18 protein-coding genes are annotated in these 21,091 nt (G+C 44.4%); 12 read left to right on the forward strand and 6 right to left on the reverse strand.

The genetic code is table 11. The features are described from left to right. Positions 1-14 precede the first annotated feature (14 nt). The 8 genes from rplB to CW735_RS01665 all read left to right on the forward strand — a co-directional run bounded on the left by rplB (position 15) and on the right by CW735_RS01665 (position 4,526). On the forward strand, positions 15-839 hold the full coding sequence (rplB, locus tag CW735_RS01630; protein WP_100970792.1) for a 50S ribosomal protein L2: 825 nt from the start codon (positions 15-17) through the stop codon (positions 837-839). Positions 840-854: 15 nt separating this feature from the next. Continuing rightward, the gene (gene rpsS / locus CW735_RS01635) at positions 855-1,130 is read left to right on the forward strand and encodes a 30S ribosomal protein S19 (RefSeq protein WP_012516961.1); all 276 of its coding nucleotides are present in this window, start codon (positions 855-857) and stop codon (positions 1,128-1,130) included. Between the two features lie 11 nt (positions 1,131-1,141). Beyond that, positions 1,142-1,474 carry a 50S ribosomal protein L22 gene (gene rplV, locus CW735_RS01640; RefSeq protein ID WP_032095147.1) on the forward strand — a complete coding sequence of 111 codons (333 nt, stop codon included), beginning with the start codon at positions 1,142-1,144 and terminating at the stop codon, positions 1,472-1,474. A 9-nt stretch (positions 1,475-1,483) separates the two neighbouring features. Beyond that, entirely contained in the window at positions 1,484-2,188 is a 705-nt protein-coding gene (rpsC, locus tag CW735_RS01645) for a 30S ribosomal protein S3 (protein ID WP_071978418.1), read from the forward strand. Positions 2,189-2,190: 2 nt separating this feature from the next. After that, positions 2,191-2,601 (forward strand): 50S ribosomal protein L16, encoded by a 411-nt coding sequence (gene rplP / locus CW735_RS01650; protein WP_032095149.1) that lies wholly within the window; start codon positions 2,191-2,193, stop codon positions 2,599-2,601. Beyond that, positions 2,601-2,792: a 50S ribosomal protein L29 gene (gene rpmC / locus CW735_RS01655; protein WP_071978419.1), complete on the forward strand. Its 192-nt coding sequence runs from the start codon at positions 2,601-2,603 to the stop codon at positions 2,790-2,792. The genes rplP and rpmC overlap by 1 nt, the downstream gene beginning before the upstream one ends. After that, a complete protein-coding gene (gene rpsQ / locus CW735_RS01660) occupies positions 2,792-3,049 on the forward strand; it encodes a 30S ribosomal protein S17 (RefSeq protein WP_071978420.1) in 258 nt (85 codons plus the stop codon). The genes rpmC and rpsQ overlap by 1 nt, the downstream gene beginning before the upstream one ends. Before the next feature lie 163 nt (positions 3,050-3,212). After that, positions 3,213-4,526 (forward strand): 3-deoxy-D-manno-octulosonic acid transferase, encoded by a 1,314-nt coding sequence (locus tag CW735_RS01665; protein ID WP_100970793.1) that lies wholly within the window; start codon positions 3,213-3,215, stop codon positions 4,524-4,526. A 333-nt stretch (positions 4,527-4,859) separates the two neighbouring features. Here the strand turns inward: CW735_RS01665 and CW735_RS01670 are convergent, their stop codons facing one another. Then, on the reverse strand, positions 4,860-6,686 hold the full coding sequence (locus CW735_RS01670) for a cation:proton antiporter (protein WP_071978422.1): 1,827 nt from the start codon (positions 6,684-6,686) through the stop codon (positions 4,860-4,862). A gap of 303 nt (positions 6,687-6,989) precedes the next feature. Between CW735_RS01670 and CW735_RS01675 the strand changes: the two genes are divergently transcribed. Next, positions 6,990-7,742, forward strand: coding sequence for a hypothetical protein (locus CW735_RS01675; RefSeq protein WP_232230548.1), 753 nt, complete (start codon positions 6,990-6,992; stop codon positions 7,740-7,742). Positions 7,743-7,920: 178 nt separating this feature from the next. Here CW735_RS01675 and CW735_RS01680 read toward each other — a convergent pair whose 3' ends face one another. The 3 genes from CW735_RS01680 to CW735_RS01690 form a co-directional block, all read right to left on the reverse strand. Then, a complete protein-coding gene (locus CW735_RS01680) occupies positions 7,921-9,831 on the reverse strand; it encodes a methyl-accepting chemotaxis protein (protein WP_071978424.1) in 1,911 nt (636 codons plus the stop codon). 270 nt (positions 9,832-10,101) lie between these two features. Next, complete coding sequence (locus CW735_RS01685) at positions 10,102-11,472, reverse strand: IS4-like element ISUnCu9 family transposase (protein WP_100970794.1); 1,371 nt, start codon at positions 11,470-11,472, stop codon at positions 10,102-10,104. 154 nt (positions 11,473-11,626) lie between these two features. Beyond that, on the reverse strand, positions 11,627-13,825 hold the full coding sequence (locus CW735_RS01690; protein WP_100970795.1) for a M3 family metallopeptidase: 2,199 nt from the start codon (positions 13,823-13,825) through the stop codon (positions 11,627-11,629). Positions 13,826-14,109: 284 nt separating this feature from the next. On the opposite strand from CW735_RS01690, the gene CW735_RS01695 reads away from it, so the two are divergent. Then, complete coding sequence (locus CW735_RS01695) at positions 14,110-14,628, forward strand: YgjV family protein (protein WP_071978426.1); 519 nt, start codon at positions 14,110-14,112, stop codon at positions 14,626-14,628. A gap of 48 nt (positions 14,629-14,676) precedes the next feature. Here CW735_RS01695 and purU read toward each other — a convergent pair whose 3' ends face one another. Together purU and thpR are read right to left on the reverse strand one after the other, a co-directional pair. Then, positions 14,677-15,531 (reverse strand): formyltetrahydrofolate deformylase, encoded by an 855-nt coding sequence (gene purU / locus CW735_RS01700; RefSeq protein WP_071978427.1) that lies wholly within the window; start codon positions 15,529-15,531, stop codon positions 14,677-14,679. 113 nt (positions 15,532-15,644) lie between these two features. Next, a complete protein-coding gene (gene thpR, locus CW735_RS01705; RefSeq protein ID WP_100970796.1) occupies positions 15,645-16,301 on the reverse strand; it encodes an RNA 2',3'-cyclic phosphodiesterase in 657 nt (218 codons plus the stop codon). Between the two features lie 306 nt (positions 16,302-16,607). Between thpR and hrpB the strand changes: the two genes are divergently transcribed. Together hrpB and CW735_RS01715 are read left to right on the forward strand one after the other, a co-directional pair. Then, entirely contained in the window at positions 16,608-19,304 is a 2,697-nt protein-coding gene (gene hrpB, locus CW735_RS01710) for an ATP-dependent helicase HrpB (protein WP_100970797.1), read from the forward strand. Between the two features lie 519 nt (positions 19,305-19,823). Then, positions 19,824-21,083, forward strand: a complete 1,260-nt coding sequence (locus CW735_RS01715) for an EAL domain-containing response regulator (RefSeq protein WP_071978429.1) — start codon at positions 19,824-19,826, stop codon at positions 21,081-21,083. The last annotated feature ends 8 nt before the right edge of the window (positions 21,084-21,091 follow it).

A 21,091-nucleotide genomic window follows, 5' to 3' on the forward strand; every position in this document is an offset into this window, starting at 1 on the left:
GAAGGGGATTAGAAATGCCATTATTGAAAGCTAAGCCAACTTCTGCCGGTCGTCGTCACGTTGTTCAGGTTACTAACCCTGACCTGCACAAAGGTGCACCGTACGCACCTTTGCTAGAAAAGAACAGCAAATCTGGCGGTCGTAACAACCATGGTCGTATTACAACTCGTCACATTGGTGGTGGTCATAAGCAACACTATCGTGTGATTGACTTTAAACGCAACAAAGATGGCATTCCAGCCAAAGTTGAGCGTTTAGAATACGATCCAAACCGTTCTGCTAACATTGCTCTAGTATTGTACGCAGATGGTGAACGTCGTTACATTCTGGCTCCAAAAGGTATGAAAGCTGGTGATGCAATCCAGTCTGGTTCGGGTGCTCCGATCAAGTCTGGTAACACATTGCCTATGCGTAACATTCCTGTTGGTAGTGTTGTACACGCAATTGAAATGAAGCCTGGTAAAGGTGCACAAATCGCACGCTCTGCTGGCGCTTACGCTCAGATCTTAGCACGTGACACTAACTACGTTACTCTACGTCTTCGCTCTGGCGAAATGCGTAAGGTATTATCTGATTGCCGCGCCACTATTGGTGAAGTTGGTAATGCAGAACACATGCTTCGTTCATTGGGTAAAGCTGGTGCAACGCGCTGGCGTGGTATCCGTCCTACCGTTCGTGGTGTTGCCATGAACCCGGTTGATCACCCACACGGTGGTGGTGAAGGACGCACGTCGGGTGGTCGTCATCCAGTATCTCCTTGGGGTGTTCCTACTAAAGGTAAGAAAACCCGAAGCAACAAGCGTACCGATAAACTTATCGTACGTCGTCGTAACAAGTAATAGCGAGGATTCACCATGCCACGTTCTCTCAAGAAAGGTCCATTTATCGACCTTCACTTGCTGAAGAAGGTAGAGGCTGCAGTGGAAAAGAACGAACGTAAACCAATTAAGACTTGGTCTCGTCGTTCCATGATCATCCCAGATATGATTGGGTTGACCATTGCGGTCCATAACGGTCGACAACATGTACCTGTCATTATTAGTGACGAAATGGTCGGCCACAAGTTGGGCGAATTTGCGCCAACGCGTACTTACCGCGGCCATGTCGCGGATAAGAAAGCTAAACGTTAAGGGGTAGGAAGATGGAAGCATTAGCTAAACACCGTTTTGCCCGCACGTCGGCTCAAAAGGCACGCTTGGTTGCGGATCAGGTTCGCGGTTTACACGTAGAGAAAGCTCTTGAAGTTCTTACGTACAGCCCGAAGAAAAGCGCAGCGCTAGTAAAGAAAGTTTTGGAGTCTGCGATTGCTAACGCAGAGCACAACGAAGGCGCGGATATCGACGAGCTTGTCGTAGCCAAAATCTTTGTTGACGAAGGTCCAACTATGAAGCGAATCAAAACACGCGCCAAAGGCCGTGCTGATCGCATCTTCAAGCGCAGCAGTCACATCACTGTGGTTGTAGCGGATAACTAGGAGTAGATAATGGGACAGAAGGTACATCCTACAGGTATACGCCTGGGTATCAGTAAACCATGGACTTCTACCTGGTACGCTAATACTGCAGACTATGCGGACAACCTGTATAACGATCATCAGGTACGTCAGTATCTGACTAAGCAACTTAAGAACGCTTCACTTTCTAAAATCGTGATCGAGCGTCCTGCTAAGAGCATCCGTGTGACTATTCACACAGCTCGTCCGGGCGTGGTTATCGGTAAGAAAGGTGAAGACGTAGAGAAGTTGCGTAACTATGTGTCTAAGCTAGCCGGTGTGCCAGCTCAGATTAATATCGCTGAAGTACGTAAGCCAGAGCTAGATGGTCAGTTAGTCGCTGACAGCATTTCTAGCCAGCTAGAGCGTCGTGTTATGTTCCGTCGCGCTATGAAGCGTGCAGTACAAAATGCAATGCGTCTAGGCGCTAAAGGTATTAAAGTTGAAGTTAGCGGCCGTTTAGGCGGAGCAGAAATTGCTCGTTCTGAATGGTATCGTGAAGGTCGCGTTCCTCTGCACACTTTCCGTGCAGATATCGATTACGCAACCTCAGAAGCATCAACTACTTACGGCATCATCGGCGTTAAGGTATGGATCTTCAAGGGTGAGGTTCTAGGTGGACTACCTACAGCTCAAGAGCAACAACCAGCTGCTCAACCTAAGAAGAAAGGCCGCAACGCTAAGCGAGAGGGCTAATCATGTTACAACCAAAACGCATGAAGTTCCGTAAGATGCACAAAGGCCGCAACCGCGGCATGGCTGCGGGAAGCACTGTAGCCTTTGGTACTTACGGCCTTAAAGCGACAGGCCGCGGTCGTATGACTGCGCGTCAAATCGAAGCAGCGCGTCGTGCTATGACTCGTCACGTTAAGCGTCAAGGTAAAATTTGGATTCGAGTTTTCCCTGACAAGCCAATTACTGAGAAGCCTCTTGAAGTGCGTCAAGGTAAAGGTAAAGGTAACGTTGAGTACTGGGTATGCCAAATTCAGCCTGGTCGTGTTCTTTATGAGATGGAAGGTGTTCCTGAAAATCTTGCACGCGAAGCGTTTGAATTGGCAGCGGCTAAACTGCCATTTAAAACAACCTTTGTAACTCGGACGGTGATGTAATGAAAGCGACTGAACTGAAAGAAAAAAGCGTAGAAGAGCTGAACGCAGAGTTGATTAACCTGCTACGCGAACAGTTCAACCTGCGCATGCAGCACTCAACAGGCCAGCTTGAAAAAACTGACCAGTTGAAAAAAGTACGTCGTAACATCGCGCGTGTTAAAACCATTCTGACTCAAAAGGCTGATGCGTAATGACTGAGCAAAAAATTCGTACAGTGCAAGGTCGTGTGGTTAGCAACAAGATGGATAAAACCATTACTGTTGTAGTTGAACGTTTTGTTAAGCACCCTATCTATGGGAAGTTCATCAAGCGCTCTACTAAGCTTCACGCCCACGACGAAAGTAATGTATGCAATAAAGGCGACGTAGTAACAGTACGTGAATGTCGTCCACTATCTAAGAACAAAACTTGGATGCTTGTAGACGTTATTGAAAAAGCAGGCGTTTAATCGTTCTCTTTTTTAGTCTCTAAAAAAGCCGCTCTTGAGCGGCTTTTTTGTTTTTTGGCGCTGATAGAAACTCTTTAAACGAGTATACTCACCTACCATATACCTTATGGTTAACACATAACGTGTTAGCTATTCTCATTGTGTTAAGGACTAAGGATACATTATGTCTGCTGACCAGCGAGACAGTGTAAAACCCACTCTCATCGATGAACTATGTCGCTATTTGTATTCGCTCGTTCTTCTTTTACTCATACCTCTGGTTTTATTCAAACTCGCGGGAAAGAAAAATAGTCAAGGTGCGGACAATTCTCACGGGCGTTTTGAGCGCTTTGGTATGGTACCTGCGCCTCGTCAAAAGAATGGCTATTTATTTCATTGTGTCTCAGTCGGCGAAGTCGTAGCGGCGTCCTGCGTTATCAAGCAATTACTTGTAGCAGAACCTAACACAAGCATAACGGTGACCACTACAACCGCTACAGGCTCTGCTCGAGTGCGGGATATCTTCGGCGACAAGGTCAATCATTTCTATTTACCGTTCGACTTGCCAATCTTCATGTTACTGATGTTACGGCGTGTACAACCAAAGGCTATGCTTATCACTGAAGTTGAGTTATGGCCCAATCTAATACACATATGTTGGAAGCAAAACATCCCGGTTATCGTGATAAACGCGCGAATGACGAGTAGATCTGCAGTTCGATATAAAAAAATAGGTAAGCTATTTAAACCTCTACTGCTCAAAATCAGTCACGTTTGTGCTCAAGGGCAAGATGACTACCGGAATTACCTCTCTCTAGGGCTTTCTTCAAACAAGCTAACGCTGACAAATAATATTAAGTTCGATCAAGCAGCGTCTGTAAATCAGAATATCAAAGGGTTCATGAAGCTAGAACAGCATGATGGCCCCGTATTGGTGGCGGGAAGCACCCATGCACCCGAAGAATCTCAAATATTAGAAGCCGCTGCCATATTGTGGAACGTGCATCCGAATTTGAAAGTGGTGATTGTGCCCAGACACCCAGAGCGTTTTGATGAAGTAGCAGAGCTGTTAACGACAAAAAAAATACCTTTTACTCGTAGTTCAGTCGGGACAACTTTGCACGCGGGCGTGAGCGTTGTGCTACTTGATGAGATGGGCAAACTCAATGATGCTTATTCTGTGGCTACAATAGCGTTCGTTGGAGGTTCTATTGCACAAAAGGGCGGACATAATGCGCTTGAGCCCGCCGCATTTTCCTTGCCCATTCTAATGGGGCCTAACGTTTATAATAACCCTGTAATCTGCCACTATTTAGTAGAACGAGGGGCACTAACGATTATTCAAGATGCAGTGAGTATTGCCGAGGCGTGCAATACTTTTTTATCTTCTGATCAGCTTTGCAAAAAAGCAGGAAGAGCTGCAGGCTTGGTGCTCGAAGAAAACAGTGGAGCGCTTGATAAGACCATTGAGTGTATAGCTGGATTTACTGAACGGTAATGTGAGTAAAACACTCAGCCTACTCTTTGATACCTTATACTTTTGGCTAATAATCGAACCCCGAAACTGTGCGCTCCTGCACAGAATTGGGACGTTGTATGATTCGCCATACTCTTAAATTACATTAAATTTTATGTAACCGCATGAAAATAAAAAGAATATTAAAAGTGGTTCGACCTTTGCTATAAGACGGTAGACGACGTGACTTCGGTAAAACTCAAATAACAAAGCTCACAAACTAATGGGCACTGTTTCACGCGTTTTCCAGGGAGAGACCTCCTGCCGCTGGCAGGAGGTTTTCTTACTACATTTCTTTATACACTGCTTTGTCGCTTAGCCTTGCTCCGCTGACGCCTCCTCAGACACTGACACTCTTTCAGGCTCCACAAGACTGATAAGACGCCATCCCGGCTTAGGTTCAAGTTCTCTACCGTTAACAAAAGTAAAGCTCTTATTATCAGCATCTATGGCAATAAGTGGCGTCGCTCTATCGCCGTATTTGTGGATGTACTGCTCATAATCAAACTCTTCTGACAGTGGCGTTGTTTTTATCGTTGACTCCCTAGCCACGGCAGAGGCTAAATAGCCATACGTTACGCCTTCATCAAACAAGGTAAGTTTTTTTGCATACTGCTCACTAACTTGATGGCTAGGTCTCGTGGATTGTTCGTTGTTAGTCAGTGCCCAAACTTTGTCTTTTCCCAACGTATGCTCAAAGTGGTAGGCAATTGGCGGGTTAAGCTGCTTGTACGGTGACATAATAAGCACTGTGCCAATAGTCGATATATCTAGGTGGCGCGCTGCATGCTCTGACATAGGGTTGCCAAAGTACACAGGGATATCCATCATTCTGGCCTCGCGTATGGCATCCCAATTTGTATCTGTAACAATTACGTCGAGTTTCTGATTGATCATTTCAGCGGCTAGCATTCGATTAAATTTACTGCCACCGAATATTAAATATCCCGTTGGCGCTGGTGCCCGCACTTTAAGAAGAGTTGCTACCGTTCGCGCTGTTACACTTTGCACAACCACAGTGGCAATGATAACCATAAACACAATGGGCACTATGATACCAGCGCCCTCATAACCAATCTCTTCAAGCTTCAAGGAAAAAAGCGCCGACACTGCTGCGGCAACAATACCACGAGGAGCTATCCAACTTAGTAACGCTATTTCATTCAGCTTTAAGCCAGTGCCAATACTCGATATAAGAACAGACACGGGTCTTGCTACAAACATAATGGTGGCCAGCACTATCACAGAGCCCCAGCCAACTTCTGCAACTGAATTAAGGTTGAGTCGAGTGGCTAGCAAAATAAATAACCCAGATATCAGAAGCACACTCAGGGTTTCTTTAAACTCAAGAATATCTTCCACATCCACATTTTTCATATTTGCCATTACCATGCCGGTAATCGTGACGGCTAATAGCCCAGATTCGTGAGCAACATAGTTAGAGGCCGCAAAGACACCTAAGATAATTGTTAGAACCGCAGTGTTGAGAAGGTAGTGTGGGATCCAATCTTTGCGAACGCATAGCCCAAGGAAATAGCCAGATGCTAGCCCAAGCACAGAGCCTATGCCGATAGTTTTACCAAAAGCAATAAACGTCTGTGAGATTGCATTTTCTTGCGAGGCAACAATGAACTCGAAAACCAAAACGGCGAGCAGGGCGCCTATCGGATCGATAATTATACCTTCCCATCGAAGAATGTTAGCTAGGTTAGTATGCGGTCTTACCGTTCTTAGCATTGGAACTATCACGGTGGGCCCAGTTACCGTTACGATAGCGCCAAACAAAAACGAAAGCTGCCAAGTAAGATCCAAACTATAGTGCGCAACCGCAGCAGAAATAGCGCCGGTAATTAATACCCCAACGGTGCATAAGTTACGCACCATATTGCCATGACCGGCTATGTCTTTAAATTTGAGTGTAAGAGACCCTTCGAAAAGAATTATAGCAACAGACAGCGAGACTACTGGGAATAGAAGGTCGCCAAACAATGCGTCTGCATCGAGTACGCCAAAAACTGGCCCCACTAATATACCTGCTATTAACAAGGGGAGAATAGCGGGAAGTCGAATTCTATAGGCTAGGTATTGGCAACCAATAGATAGCAAACCAACAGAAACAAGAGAGAGCAAGGGGTCAGACACGATTATTTCCTTATTTACACCCGTTAATTCCGTAGCGATGCGTTACGTGCTGCTACTTTATTAATATTTGTTTATGGTTACGCTAGCACACAATGTTTAGACCAATACCTCATTACTTGCGATTTTTTGCAAGACGGATAAACAATATCTGATAACCTCATATAATGGAATGAATACGCTACATTGAGAATTCGTGTGAAATTAATCTTGGGTTTAACCTTCGCTTTTACTGCAACCGCACTTGTAAGTGCGTGCTCCTCGATTCCAGTGCCCTCGACTCCCTTAAATATTACTAAGACGATTATGCTCCCAAAAGCACTTTCGGAAACATCCGGGTTGTCTTGTGCCGACGACAATCAAATATTGTCTATTAACGATTCTGGAAATGCACCAGTGGTGTATAGCGTGAGTTATGATGGGACGATAACAGAAGAATTAGCACTATCGATCAGAAATAATGATTGGGAAGCCATTACCGCAGACGACGAATACTTATTTGTTGCAGACATTGGCAACAATAAAGGGCAGCGAGAACAGCTAGAAGTGTATAAGGTTAGTCGTCAAGACATCAATAATGTAACGCCCCTTGTTATAAAATATGCAGATAATAACCCTGCGGGTAATATTCCCTATGCCCATGATTTTGACGCTGAAGCTTTGGTAAAGAAAGGCAGTGAATTACTTTTATTTTCGAAAAGTTGGCGCTCTGGTAATACCCATATTTACCAAATCAATGATCGAGTTAATGAGGAAAAACTAGCGCAAATGCTCACACCTTTCGCATCAATAGAAGGGTTACCGGGTGTAGTAACGGGCGTCGATTATGACGCAAGCAAAAATCAATATGTGGTTGTAGGGTACAAGTCAGATCCGTTTGGAAATTTCGCAGCGTTTATGGCATCACTCTCTAGCACATTTGCGGTAGTGAATATTTGGCCGCTGGAAGGATACAAACAAGTTGAAGGGGTATGCGTAGATAGCGAAGGGGCTTACTGGTTCAGCGAAGAAGCCACTGAAGGGCGTGCTGCTTCACTTTCAAAAGCCCAGGTTTTATAGCAGCGATAGCAGCAACTTATACAAACCGTACAACAACTGTAAAAAAATCCCACAATACAACATAGCTTTTATACCAACACGTTGGCAATAATGCCCAGTTAGAGGAGCTCTCACATCAAGCACATTAGTGAGTCTGGCTTTCAGGTTAAAGCCAGACTCACACGAGAAAAGAGCAGTATTATATTTTAAATCGGTTAACCTCTACCGAGAGCGCCTTTGCAAGTGCATCTAATTTATCGCTAACGCTTACCAAAATATGTGTAGCGTTTAATGTCTCTTCGCTTGAGGCACTGATGTCATTAATATTGCGACTAATATCCTCAACCACTACAGCTTGCTCTTCAGTCGCAGTAGCTACCTGTGTGTTTACATCGTTGATAGTTGAGATCTCATGCGTGATTTTTTGCAGTAATACATCAATTTCGTTAGTTGCAGATACAACGTCGTCAGTCTTAGCGCGACTGGTTTCCATTTGATCTACAGCAGACTTGGAGTCTTGTTGAAATTTATCAATTTTCACCTGAATTTCGTCTGTAGCCTGTGCTGCACGTTGCGCAAGGGTTCTCACTTCGTCCGCTACCACCGAAAATCCTCTTCCGTGGTCACCGGCTCGCGCAGCCTCAATAGCCGCATTCAGCGCAAGTAGATTAGTTTGCTCTGAAATCCCTCGAATGGTATCAAGAATGCCGCCAATCGCTGCAGTATGCTCATCAAGAGACTGAATAACACCAGATACTGATTGAATCTGCCCTGATAAGTCTTGAATGGCCATAACGGCCTTTTGGGTTATTTGGCGGCCTGCAACAGAATTAGTATTCGCTTGATTTGCATTTTGTGCTGCATGGGTAGCAGATTGCGCCACCTCATTTACTGTGCTTCCCATTTGAGTTAAAGCCGCTGCTGCTTGTAGCGTTTGGTCTCGCTGGCTCTTGGTTGAAAGCTCAGTTTGCTGCGATTGTTGCGTTACGTCTGCAGCAGAGCTTTTAAGTGCCTGGCTCGTTGTAGCGACTTGAGTGATAGTGGCATGCAGATGACCAATAAACTGATTGAAACCCTCTACCAGTCTGGCAATTTCTTTTTGCTCGGGCACGGGAATCCGAGCCCGTAAATCACCGCCGCCTTGACCTAGTTGTTGAAAAATATCCGCCAGAGACTCTAAAGGCTTTGTGAGCGTTCCTGCTAACCAAATTCCGATCACAGCAAAACCCGCAGCAATAATGAGCGCCCAAATAATAATTTGTTGGCTACCTGCGTTTAGCGAAGCGTAAAGTTCGCTCTCTGGTACCTGAGCAACGACATACCATCCCGCCTTTTTCACATAGGTACTCGCAAACAGCATTTTACCGTTGCTTTGCTCGCTAGTGGCCATGGCAAAATCTTGCTTTGTAAGAAGCGTAGAGGCGGTTTTGCTATCACTTACAGAAGCCAGCTTGGCTTTACCCAATAAGCTTGTATCGGGGTGCGCAATCACAGTGCCCGAGCCATCAACCAAATATACAAAGCCTGTTTGTGCAATCTTAACCGCATTGATGATAGTAAGTAACTCGTCTACCGATTTTGCAACGCCAGACATACCGCGACCGTTGACCTCCTGATAATTGGCAAACAGTCGATAGCCTTCGCCTGGCTCGTTATATAAGCTCAGCGAAATAGGCTCACCGCTGTCTTTGTAGGCAAAAAACCAACCGTCAAATTCATCATTTTTTAATGTGCGTAAAAAGCCGTCTTGATTCCAATATTTGTAGGTGTTTCTATCTACAAAAGAAGCAACGGTGAGGTCGTTAAAATTCACTATGTTGTTGAGATAGCTCAGCAACCTTTGCTCGCCATTTCTGTCGGCACCCGCAGCCGACCATGCGAGAATATCTGGGTTCGACGCTATGCCATGAGCTACCGTTAGCATTACGCTTGCTTCACTATCAACCCGGTTGCCAATTTGTTTAAGGAGTGCAGGAAGTTGCAGGGTTTCCATATTCTCTTTAACGAGATCTCGTGCAATCCATTGGCTAATGGAACCAACTAAAATGGATGCTGCTAACACAGCAACAATGAGAGAAATAATGAGTTTTTGTTTAATACTGAAAGTCATAGCTTTCGACCACGTAAGTTAATGCTGAAAAAGTGACGTGGCATTGAGGCATAGCAACGTCCGAATGAAAACAGCGCTATTTGGCTGATTACACTATGCAGTATTCTTATTATTTTGCCGCACAGATTTTTTTAAAGCTGTCGAATAGAGAATATCGACCAGTGTCCGCTAAAGTTAACCTTAAGTGGTAACAATATCAGGCTCGTAATTGTGCGGCATAATTGACCATAGGGTCAATGAAAAAAACCGCCCTATTTGGCTGTCTCTTGATCACAAGTCGATATCAAGAGACAGGGCTAGCTCATAGCCTTCAAGGATGGTTTGCAGTTTGAACCATCCTTGCCATATGACTTTCACAGACGCTCTCCCTGTTCTTTTTGTATCTTTCCACCCTCCTAGCTTTGCAAGCTCCGTATAGGCCCATTTCATTGAGGGGGCTGAGTCAGGTGGTGTCTTACTCACTCGTTTTAACCATAATAACTTCCATGCTTTAGGTGATAGGACTTCTTCACAGCTACTATCGTCCGGTCGGTCTTTTGCGAATTTGAGTTGAAGGATCCTTACGGCAATAAACGCGTTTATTGTGACTAGACGCTCAACGTTTTCCTTACTTTGTAAGCGCGAAGCTTCGATATTAGTACCGTCACTTTTCCACGCCTTATGATATTCTTCTACTAACCAACGATGCTCGTAATAGCCAATTATTTTTTGTGCTTGCGCTTGATTTGTGATGGGTTCATTTGTCAGTAAATGCCAGCATAACGCCTCTTTTGAATTACCGCGCTCTACACATCCGACGTAGTATAAAGGAAGTGATTCACCACGTTTATTGCTAGGAACCTTGAGCGTAACGGGAGCAAATACAATATCCAACGTCACGTTTCGTGCTTTGCGCCCTCCTTTTTGCGGAATATGTATTTGCTTGTGCCCTGCACTTTTTAACTGACTGGCATAGTGATATAGCTTGTTTTCGCCTTCCTCAATGTGCCGACTTTGCATTGAACGAACAATAAACCGCTGCTGAGTTGTTAGCTTATAAAGTAGGTACTCGTAGATATCGGCTTCTCGGTCACAGACGGATATCACATCATCTATCTTTGCGCCCAGTCTTGCTGACATATTGATTGATGCTGACTCCCACTTGTAGCCTTCTTTCTCAGTGTATGGTGTCGATGCATGTTTCGCTCTTTTACCACGCGTTGTTATGTCTCGTGTCCAACGCGACTGTTCAATCAGTCCAACTATTTCTTGTGATTCCGGCGCAAAAAGTAAGACACTATGGGCAAGCATACCGCGGCAACGGTTACCCTGATTCACGTGTCCAAGTTCGTTTCGAATACTTTTATGGCTGTATGAAATGGTCGTAGTATCTTCTAGGGCAAGTAATGTTTTGTGTTGCGCAGCTTGTACAGCTGTAACGTTAAATCCAGTTTCAGCGATTGAAGTCGCATCTACACTTTCATTTCTAATGAAGCGGTATGCTCCTTCCATATCGGCGGGGGATTCAGTGATATTCACAAGAGGCTTTCCTGGTGTATTGGCAAGTGTTGCAGCTAATTTTACCAGACGAGATGTACGACGAGGATCTCCTAGATTTGCTTCTCCAAACGTTTTTTCAGCCCACTCTACATTATCAATCATAATCTTTCCCAATGAGTTAAGTGAAAGATCTGATCAGAGTTGGAAGGAAGAGTTCAAAAAAATCCCCACTAATTACTTAGTAGGGATTTGTGTATAAGAGACAGCCCTATTTGGCGGCTTTGTAAGCGGAATGTGACCTTTGTAAACAGGTTGTTTATTGGTCGCTGTCTGATGGAATTGGAAAACCTCTGTCGCGCATTAGTGCATCAACTTTTGCGTCTCTTCCACGGAATTTGCGGTAGGCCTCACCTGGATCCATGGCATTGCGTACAGAGAATAAGTATTTCACTAAACGCTCACCTACTTCTTTATCGTAGAAACCGCCCGGCGCTTCCATAAAGGCTTCTGCTGCATCTGCTGTCAGCACTTCTGCCCACATGTAGCCATAATATGCAGCAGCATAACCTTCGCCCGAGAAAACATGCCCAAAGTGTGGAGAACGGTGACGCATCACTATTTCCTCAGGCATATCTATTTTCTTCAGCTCTTCGCTTTCAAATGCATCTGGCTCAATCTTGCTTGGGTCAGTTGTATGATACTTCAGATCCATGATAGCAGAAGCCATATACTCAGTGGTTTTGAAGCCTTCGTTGAACGTAGATGCTTTCTTAATCTTTTCAACAAGTTCAGCAGGGATAGGCTCACCAGTTTCATGATGCACAAGGTAGTTATTGATCACTTCGTCTGTGGTTAACCAACGCTCAAGAAGTTGCGACTGAAACTCTGTGTAGTCTCTAACGCCAGAGTGTGACGATGGATACTTCACGTCTGCCGATAAGAAGTGAAGGGCATGACCGAACTCGTGGAAGTACGTTTCAGCGTCATCGAAAGAAATGAGTGTAGCTTCGCCTTCAGCACCCTTTACGAAGTTAGAGTTGTTTGAAGAAAGAACGGTCTTCTTACCATCGAATGTTGTGTATGAGCGGTAGGTTGTTGCCCATGCGCCCGAGCGCTTACCTTGACGAGAGAAGGGGTCTAGATACCACAAACCAATGTGTTCACCGGTGTCTTTATCGGTGACTTCCCACACTTTTACGTCTTCGTGGAATACTGGCACTTTTCCTTCCTCAACAGGAGTGAAGTTAAAATTGAAAAGGCGACCCGCTACGTAAAACATAGCCTCACGAAGTTTATCAAGCTGTAGATATTGTTTTACTTCATTTGAGTCTAAGTCATATTTCGCCTGGCGCACTTTTTCAGCATAGAAGCGGTAATCCCAAGGCTCAATCGTAATATCTGCGCCTTCTTTGTTGGCAATGGCCTGCATGTCGGCGACTTCTTCTTCAACCCTAGCAATGGCTGCTGGCCATACTTTCATCATAAGGTCCATGGCGTTCTCGGGGTTTTTTGCCATACGATCTTCTAAGCGCCATTGAGCATAGTTTTCGTAACCTAACAGTTCAACACGCTCATCTCGCAAGGTCAGAATGCGTTTGATAATTTCGTTATTATCAAAGTTGTCTGCATTGTCGCCACGATTATAATAGGTACGCCATACTTTCTCGCGCAGGTCACGGTTTGTTGAATACGTTAAAAACGGGTCCATAGAAGAACGTGTGTTAGTGATGGCATATTTGCCTTCTTCACCACGAGATTCAGCCGCCGCTTTCGCCGCAGTAACAAACGAGGATGGAAGACCGTCGAGCTGGTCTTCTGTAATGTAAGTTACGTAATTTTCTTCGTCCGCAAGTACGTTATTAGAAAACTTGGTATGCAGGGTAGCAAGCTCTTGATTAATCTCGGCATAGCGTTTCTTCGCTTCACCATCTAGCGTTGCGCCATTGCGGGCAAAACGGTTATATGTCATCCAAGCAATACGCTGTTCTTCAGGCGTAAGCGTGTTTAACTCATCAGATTCGTAAACTGCTTTTACACGGGCAAACAGTTTTTCGTTTTGCGTGATTTTTGTCGAAAAAGCAGAAAGTTTTGGAGACATCTCTGCCTGAATTGCACGAAACTCAGGGCTAGATTTATTTGAACTCCAGATGCCGTAATAGGTAAATACCCGGCCTAGTTCATCACCAGCGCGCTCCATAGCAACGATTACGTTTTCAAACGTTGGTGGCGCCTCGTTATTGGCAATGGCATTAATCTCTTTTAGGTTTAACTCCATAGCTTTTTCAAGCGCAGGCTTCAAATCTTCCAGCGACATTTTATCGAATGCCGGTACGCCGCCGTAGGGGCCTTTGAATTCTTGTAATAAGACATTATCGAATTGTGCTGTACCTGAAGCGTCTGCAGTGCTTGTTTCTGGTACTGGCGCTACTGATGTTTCGGCTACTTTTTGTTCTGAACATGCACTTAATGCTACAACAACAGCCATAGCGGTAAGTGAGGCTTTAAATTTTCCCATGATACTTCCTGTCATTTGTTATGTTTTTATATCGTCGTATTGCTATATGACTTCGACGTAACCCCATAGTAAGGCAATGCAAATATAAGATAAATGCTCTTTACCGTAATTCGTAGGCCTATCGCGGTTTAAACGGCAAATTCGCAGCACGGCGAAGGCGTATGTAGTTCGTCGAAATTGATTAATTTTTGATTGGCATTTTGAATGCTAAAAATTACACTTCGCCGGTAAAAATCTCTGCCGTTAAAAACCTTTTTTCTTCTTATTTTTATGAGTGAAGCGCGATGTTTGAATTTTTGTTACATGCTTTTCCGGTTGCGTTTGCCGTTGCCTCGTTTTGGTCCAACACAGAACGCAAGTTGCTGCTGTTGAATCTGGGTCTTTGTGTGGCCATTGGTTCATTACTGGTATTTGAGCAAGCGTGGGGAGGAGCAATCGTTATTACGGTGGCGGGATTAAGTACCAGCTATCGTCTAATAAAACAGAAACTGCTGTCACCTATTGCCACTTATATAACGCTGATATCTATGATGTGCCTTGTGTTAACGGTGAACAACCTAACGGGGAAAACGTCATTTATTGAAACCATGCCTGTATTTACGTTTATGGCGTATCGTTTCGGTGAGCTTCACTGCAAAGAGGCGGGGTTAAGAATTTGCATGATAGTGGGGTCGTTAAACTTTACTCTGTACGGCATAGTAACGGGTACCTGGGGACTGGCTATTACAGAAGCGCTATTTGCGTTATCCAACCTGTGGTATTACATGAAACTCAGACGCGCAATGCGTGTGAGTCCGGTGTAACAAAAGCATAGTTAAAGGAGGCTAGATTGCCTCCTTTAAAATGAACGTTTACGCAAATACCACGGTTTTGTTTCTGTGAATAATGACACGGTCTTCTAAGTGGTAACGCACACCGTGAGCAAGAGCGGTGACTTCACAATCTTTACCTTTGCGCACCATATCTGCTGCATTATCACTGTGGCTAATTCGCTTTACACTTTGCTCAATAATAGGGCCTTCGTCTAAGTCTTTAGTAACGTAGTGACACGTTGCACCAATTAATTTTACGCCACGGTCGTAGGCCTGTTGATATGGCTTCGCGCCGGCAAAGCTTGGTAAGAAACTATGGTGAATATTAATTGCTTTGCCCTGCAACTCTTGGCACAGCGTATCGGGGAGTATTTGCATAAAACGTGCAAGAACAGTTAGGTCAATTTTGTATTCTTGCAGTAACGTTTTAATTTGAGCAAATGCGGCTTCTTTTCCCAAGGCTTTAAAGTCTACCCAGTGGAAAGGGACTTTATACCAGTCAGCAAATTGTTTCATTTGCGGGTGGTTTCCAATAATGACGGGGATGTCACAGTACAATTCACCCGTGTGCCAACGGTGAAGAATATCGACTAAACAATGGGACTCTAAGCTAGCCAGAAGCGCAACTCGTTGCTTTTTCGATGAATCAGTAAACTTCCAATTCATCTGATATTCGTTGGCAAGAGGAGTAAATTCTTTCACAAAACTTTCGGCATTCAGCGTAAGCGTACTGGCACCAATTTCATGGCGCATGAAGAAACGGCCTGTTTGCAGATCGGTATGATGACTTGCCTCTACTATAGTGGCGTTATGGTCTGCTAAGAACTGAGAAACACTGGCTACAAGACCAACCTGATCCGGACAATCTATGACTAATTTATAAGTTTGTTGCATTGATAAAAGGAGACTTCGATAAAGGTTGACCCCTTTTTACCTGTCAACGATAGTGATGTAAAGAAATTAGCGCACCAATGGTCTGGTAAGCCTTGACTATAATAATGAATACCCTACTCAGTGATCCCTCTTCTGAGCTTTTCTCTAACAGACATACTGTATTCCAGTGACCAAGAATGGCGAATAGGATAGGTGACTCCCTGTGGTGTTGAAACCGACTCAAACAAGTGAAATGCGTCAACCTGAACATCAATGTTTGGCGAAAAAAGCGGAAGCGGCATAGCAGATGTCGCTTTTCGTACCATAGTAACGTGAGGTTTATATTCTTTACTGTCTATTTCTATTGCAGAACGTCTCGCACATTTGCGAACTTGTTTCGCTAAAGTCATGAGTGGCTTGGGAGGGGAGGTTGGCGAAGCAAAAAGTATTTTAGGGCCATTCCATACACCAACGTTATCGAGGGTAAATGCAAAAGGTTCTTCAGAGAGTGCATCTAACTCAGCTAACAGTGACTCATGTTGTCGGTGCGAAATGCTGCCTAAAAAGCACAATGTCATATGATAGTTTGCCGCTGGAACAGCGTAAGGTGCAGCTGGCTCGTTAGCGACAAAGTTTCCTTTGGCTTTTTTATCACGCTTTTTACCAGTAAATGTACTTTCTTTACTTTTCACTTTTTGGCGAGGAATCACTTCTGGCATCGCCTTTTGCTGCCAACTTTCTAATGCTAACTTTTGTGTTGCACTTAAATCTAAACCTATGAAGCATCGCATATGTTGGTCCTCATCTGTTGGTCCTCATCATTAATACATGCTGCCGATATCTGTCCTGTCGCCCTAGTTGCACCTTTATAGTTACCAATTGATAACGGCAAAGGTTTACAAAATAGCAAAGACAGCAATACATGTTGGCGTAACCTAGCTAGGCTAATCGGCACAAACTATTGGAAAAACTGCGATAGAAATGAGCAACTTAAGAAAATCTGTAGAAAAGCCCAATTAGTCATGCCTATGGGTACACTTGCGGTGCATATTTAAGGTACATTGCCGATATCAGCTTGTTCTTCGTTACTAGGCGTTATGCATTCCAATTCATCAGATAGTTTGTCAAATCATTCGTCAAAGGCAGTGGCAAACAACCTTGCACATCTACCCGCCTTCTCTCTAGTAGAGTCATTATGCCGAGATATTCAAAAAAATAACATCGTTATAGGTGCTCCACCGGGGGCTGGTAAATCGACAATATTGCCTTTGGCGCTGTTATCCAGCGAGTTGAAAGGCAAGGTGTTGCTTATGCAGCCGCGACGAGTAGTGGTGAGAAACCTAGCCGGTTTTCTGGCAAAGCAGCTTGGTGAGCCGGTAGGACAAACCATAGGTTATCGTATTCGTGGTGAAACTAAGGTGAGTCAACAAACTCGCATAGAGTTAATCACCGAAGGTGTGTTAACTCGCATGATTCAACAAGACCCAGAGTTACAGGGTGTTGCTGTTATCATGTTCGATGAGTTTCACGAACGAAGTATCCATAGTGACTTCGGGCTGGCTTTAGCCTTAGAAGTACAGGCAGGACTTCGTGAAGACCTGCGACTTGTGGTGATGTCGGCAACTCTTCAACTTGAGCCGTTAAACCAGCTTCTTGAAGAGCACAGTCCAATCACGGTTAGTCACTTGAGTACAGAAGGTCGCGCGTATCCTGTGGAAGTGTTTTATGGTAAGGACACTCTAGCGAAAGATATTGTTAGCAATACTGTTTTGGCCATAAAAAATGCGGTGTCACGCCATCATGGAGATATATTGGCGTTTTTGCCAAGTCGCGGTGTTATTAATGCAGTTGAGCGCGATATCGACATCATGAGCCGCCATGACGACGCGGTGGTTCTACCTCTTTATGGTGCACTGAGCAAAGCTGCCCAAGAGCGCGCTATATTTCCTGATGAGTACGGTCGTCGAAAAATTATTTTAGCCACTAATATCGCTGAAACCAGCCTAACTATTGAAGGGGTTACCGTGGTAATAGACAGTTTGTGGGAAAATAGCGCTCAATATCACCCCTCTAGCGATATGACACAGCTTATTATGCAGCGTATTTCTCAAGCATCTGCAGTGCAGCGAACGGGAAGAGCGGGTAGGGTAAGCGAAGGCGTATGCTACAGGCTTTGCAGTAAAGAGAGCTTTGAACGTCTCGCCAAACACAGTGCTGCGCAAATTGAAAAAGAAGATATTACTGGTTTGTTACTCGATACTTACGCGTGGGGAAGCAGGCCAAGCGAGCTGGCGCTGTTAACGGCGCCTAGTGCTACTCAAGAATCTGTAGCACTTAAAAAGTTGCAGCGGCTAGGATGTGTCGACCAAAACGGAGCAATAACCAATTATGGTAAATCAATAGCCGAGCTTCCTTGTCAGCCTCATTTAGCAAATTTGCTCTTAACCTGTAAGCGGGGAGGTCGTGCTTTTGGTGAAGCCTCAATAAGTCAAGCCATGCAAAACGCCATGAGGCAAGCAGCGCCCTTTATTGTGGCACTAAGCGAAAGCACCGAACTAGGCCAACGTAATCAGGGGCAAAATAGCCCATTGGTAGGAGACACGCTTCGCGGGTTGAGTGCAAAAGATAGGGCGCAGCTTCTAAAGCTTGCAAGCCGGTTTGAACGCTTTGTTGGCCTAGAAAAAAACGGGCTCTCACTTTCAATGCTTGATGATGACGCTATTGGATTATGTATTGCCATTGCCTTTCCGTTACAGGTTGCTTATCTGCGCACAGGGAGCACGCAAGATATAAAATCGCTTCAGCAGAAAAGGCATAAACAAGGGCCTCATAGCAATACTGTATCTGCAGATTACAAGTTAGCAAGTGGAAAGGGAGCTACTATTGACAGCTTAACAGCCGCATCGCCGTATCAATGGCTAGCAGTTTTGCACGGACAGCATATCGACAATACAATAAAAATTCGTCTAGCCCAGCCTGTTTCCAATAGCTATTTGCGCGCTGTCTTTCCCAACGCTTTCAATGAGAAAAAACAAGTTCGGCTTAATCAGGCAACCGGTGACATGGAGGCAAGAACTATTACCGGTTTTTATGCAATAGATCTTGAGAGTAAACCTGTCTCGAAAGAGGAACGGGGAAAAAACAAATCTTACTGGCAGCAATCCACTGTCGAGGCATGGTTGAACTATTTGGAAGCGATACCGCTGAAAGAGTGGCCACTGTCCGATTCTGATTGGCAGTGGTGGCGGCGGGTAAAACTAGCTGCGAAGCACAACCTGCCTTTACAGCAAGGGTTTGACAGTGATGCTACTTGGCCAAACTCACTCAATGACCTTGTGCAGCATGCGAGGCAGTGGCTTTCAGAGCAACTTGCGAACTGCACTTCATTAAAAGCATTACAACGCCTTTCCTGGAAGACTGCATTGAGCAACGGCCTCACTTGGTCGCAACAGCATGCGCTAGAGCAAATGTTACCGACATCGGTAACTCTTCCAACCCAGCGAGAGGGTAAATTGGATTACAGAGAAAATGGAGATGTTGTCTTATCCGTAAAGCTCACAGAAATGTACTCACAATCAGTTCCTATCGTCATTGCTGGTGGGAAGGTTATTGTGATCTGCGAACTTCTCTCTCCCGCCGGCCGGCCGCTGCAAACAACCAGTGATTTAAATACATTTTGGCAGGGCAGTTACAAAGAGATACAGAAGGAAATGAAAGGGCGATATCCAAAGCACTTTTGGCCCGACGACCCTGCTATCGCTAAACCTACAAATAAGACTAAAAAGCGAATGTAACAATGTGGTTAAAAAGAACGGTTTAAGTATTTTAATGCATACTTTACTTTGTCTAATCTCTACTCGGTTGTTTATAAGTAATGCCTTATATATGACGTTTTGACGGTTTGAGTGCAGAATTGTCGCGTTAGAGAAGGGATAATTTCAAAAAAAAGCCATTTTTTGAGTGGAAATTTCATGCTGTGTCGCTATTGTCGTAAATGTATCAACTTTTTAATGATGTCTATTTCTAATTAGCTGGTAAAATATACTCTTAGCTAGTTTTTGCTGGCATTTGCAAAAGTTGTGGTGTTTTTATACGCAATTTATACGTATCTAATATGTGACTTGCCCATAAAAAGGGGTTTATGTTAGCGCAGAAGAAAGTACTAATGGATTAGTTCTAAGCCTCTTTTATATTAGTAAAATCGGGCACACGATGTTCGCACTCATATTCTATTTTGCAGCTAATCTGCTGGAGAGTTTTTTGAATAAGCGGCGTTCTTATGTAGTGAGCAGTTTATAAGTAACGAGTAAACGATGATGTTAAAGCAGCAGCAACAATCTAAGGTACTGCTCGTTGATGACGAGGCAAGTGTACTAAAAGCATTAGGGCGCGTGCTTCTTTACGAAGACTATCACGTAGTTAAAGCGTCTTGCCCTGCAGAAGCTCTTGAAGTTGTTAAAAATCAATCGTTTGATGTGATCATTGCCGATTATCGAATGCCAATAATGAACGGAGTTACTTTTTTACGAGAGGCTCGTCGTTTCCAACCTTTTTCATGTAACTTTATTTTAAGTGGCGATGCTGACACCGATGACGTTATCGAGTGTATGAACGATGATATTGCCGAACGTTTTTTGCGTAAACCCTGGGACAATAAGCGTATTGTTGAAGAGGTAAACGCTGGAGTGCGAAAACGAGATAAAGCCCATTTATTAAGCCAAATACTTGCTAATGAATCTTCAGGAAAAATGCCTCCACCGGTAGGCGAATATTCCGGGAACAATCTAGCGCAATCTCACGACGTACTGCAGCACCTCAAGTCAGCTAATTTTGATAATGAATTTAGCTTAGTTTACCAGCCTAAAGTATGCGCCAAAACCGGCCGCATTGTTGGTTTGGAGAGCTTGTTGCGTTGGAATAGCCCCATTGCCGGAGTTATAGCACCTGATGTTTTTATTCCCATTGCTGAAGAGGGTTCAGTAATTAACGATATCGGCGAGTGGGTACTTAATGAGACCGCACGTTTCCAAATGAGATGGCGTTCGTTTACGTTATCAGATGGTTTTAGGTTGGCCTTCAATGTGTCGCCAAAACAACTACTCGACGGCTGTTTCGTTGATAAAGTAAAAGCCCTCATCGACAGTGGCGATTTAATTCCTGAGTACACCTGTATTGAAATTACAGAGTCGGCAGCTATCGATGATTTTGAACGCTGCTGTACACAGCTAACCAGGCTGTCTGATTTGGGCATTCAAGTGGCTATCGATGATTTTGGCACAGGCCATACCGCGATAAACTACCTATTAAAATTGCCTGCTCACGTGGTAAAACTAGATAGAAGCTTAATTCAAGGTGTTGAGAGTGAGGAAAAAAGCTATAACGTGGTGAAAAATGTTGTGGCGATGGCCCAGTCTATCGGCATGAAAGTAGTGGCCGAAGGTATTGAAATTGCGCAACATGCGCTATGTTTAAAGAACATGGGCTGCGAGGAGTTGCAAGGCTATCATTACAGTAGGCCGCTAACGGAAGAGCAGTTGTTGAAGGTGTTAGCTCAACAACCCTTTAAAGTATGAGGAGAAGG

The organism is Alteromonas sp. MB-3u-76, assembly GCF_002831605.1.
Classification (GTDB): domain Bacteria; phylum Pseudomonadota; class Gammaproteobacteria; order Enterobacterales; family Alteromonadaceae; genus Alteromonas; species Alteromonas hispanica.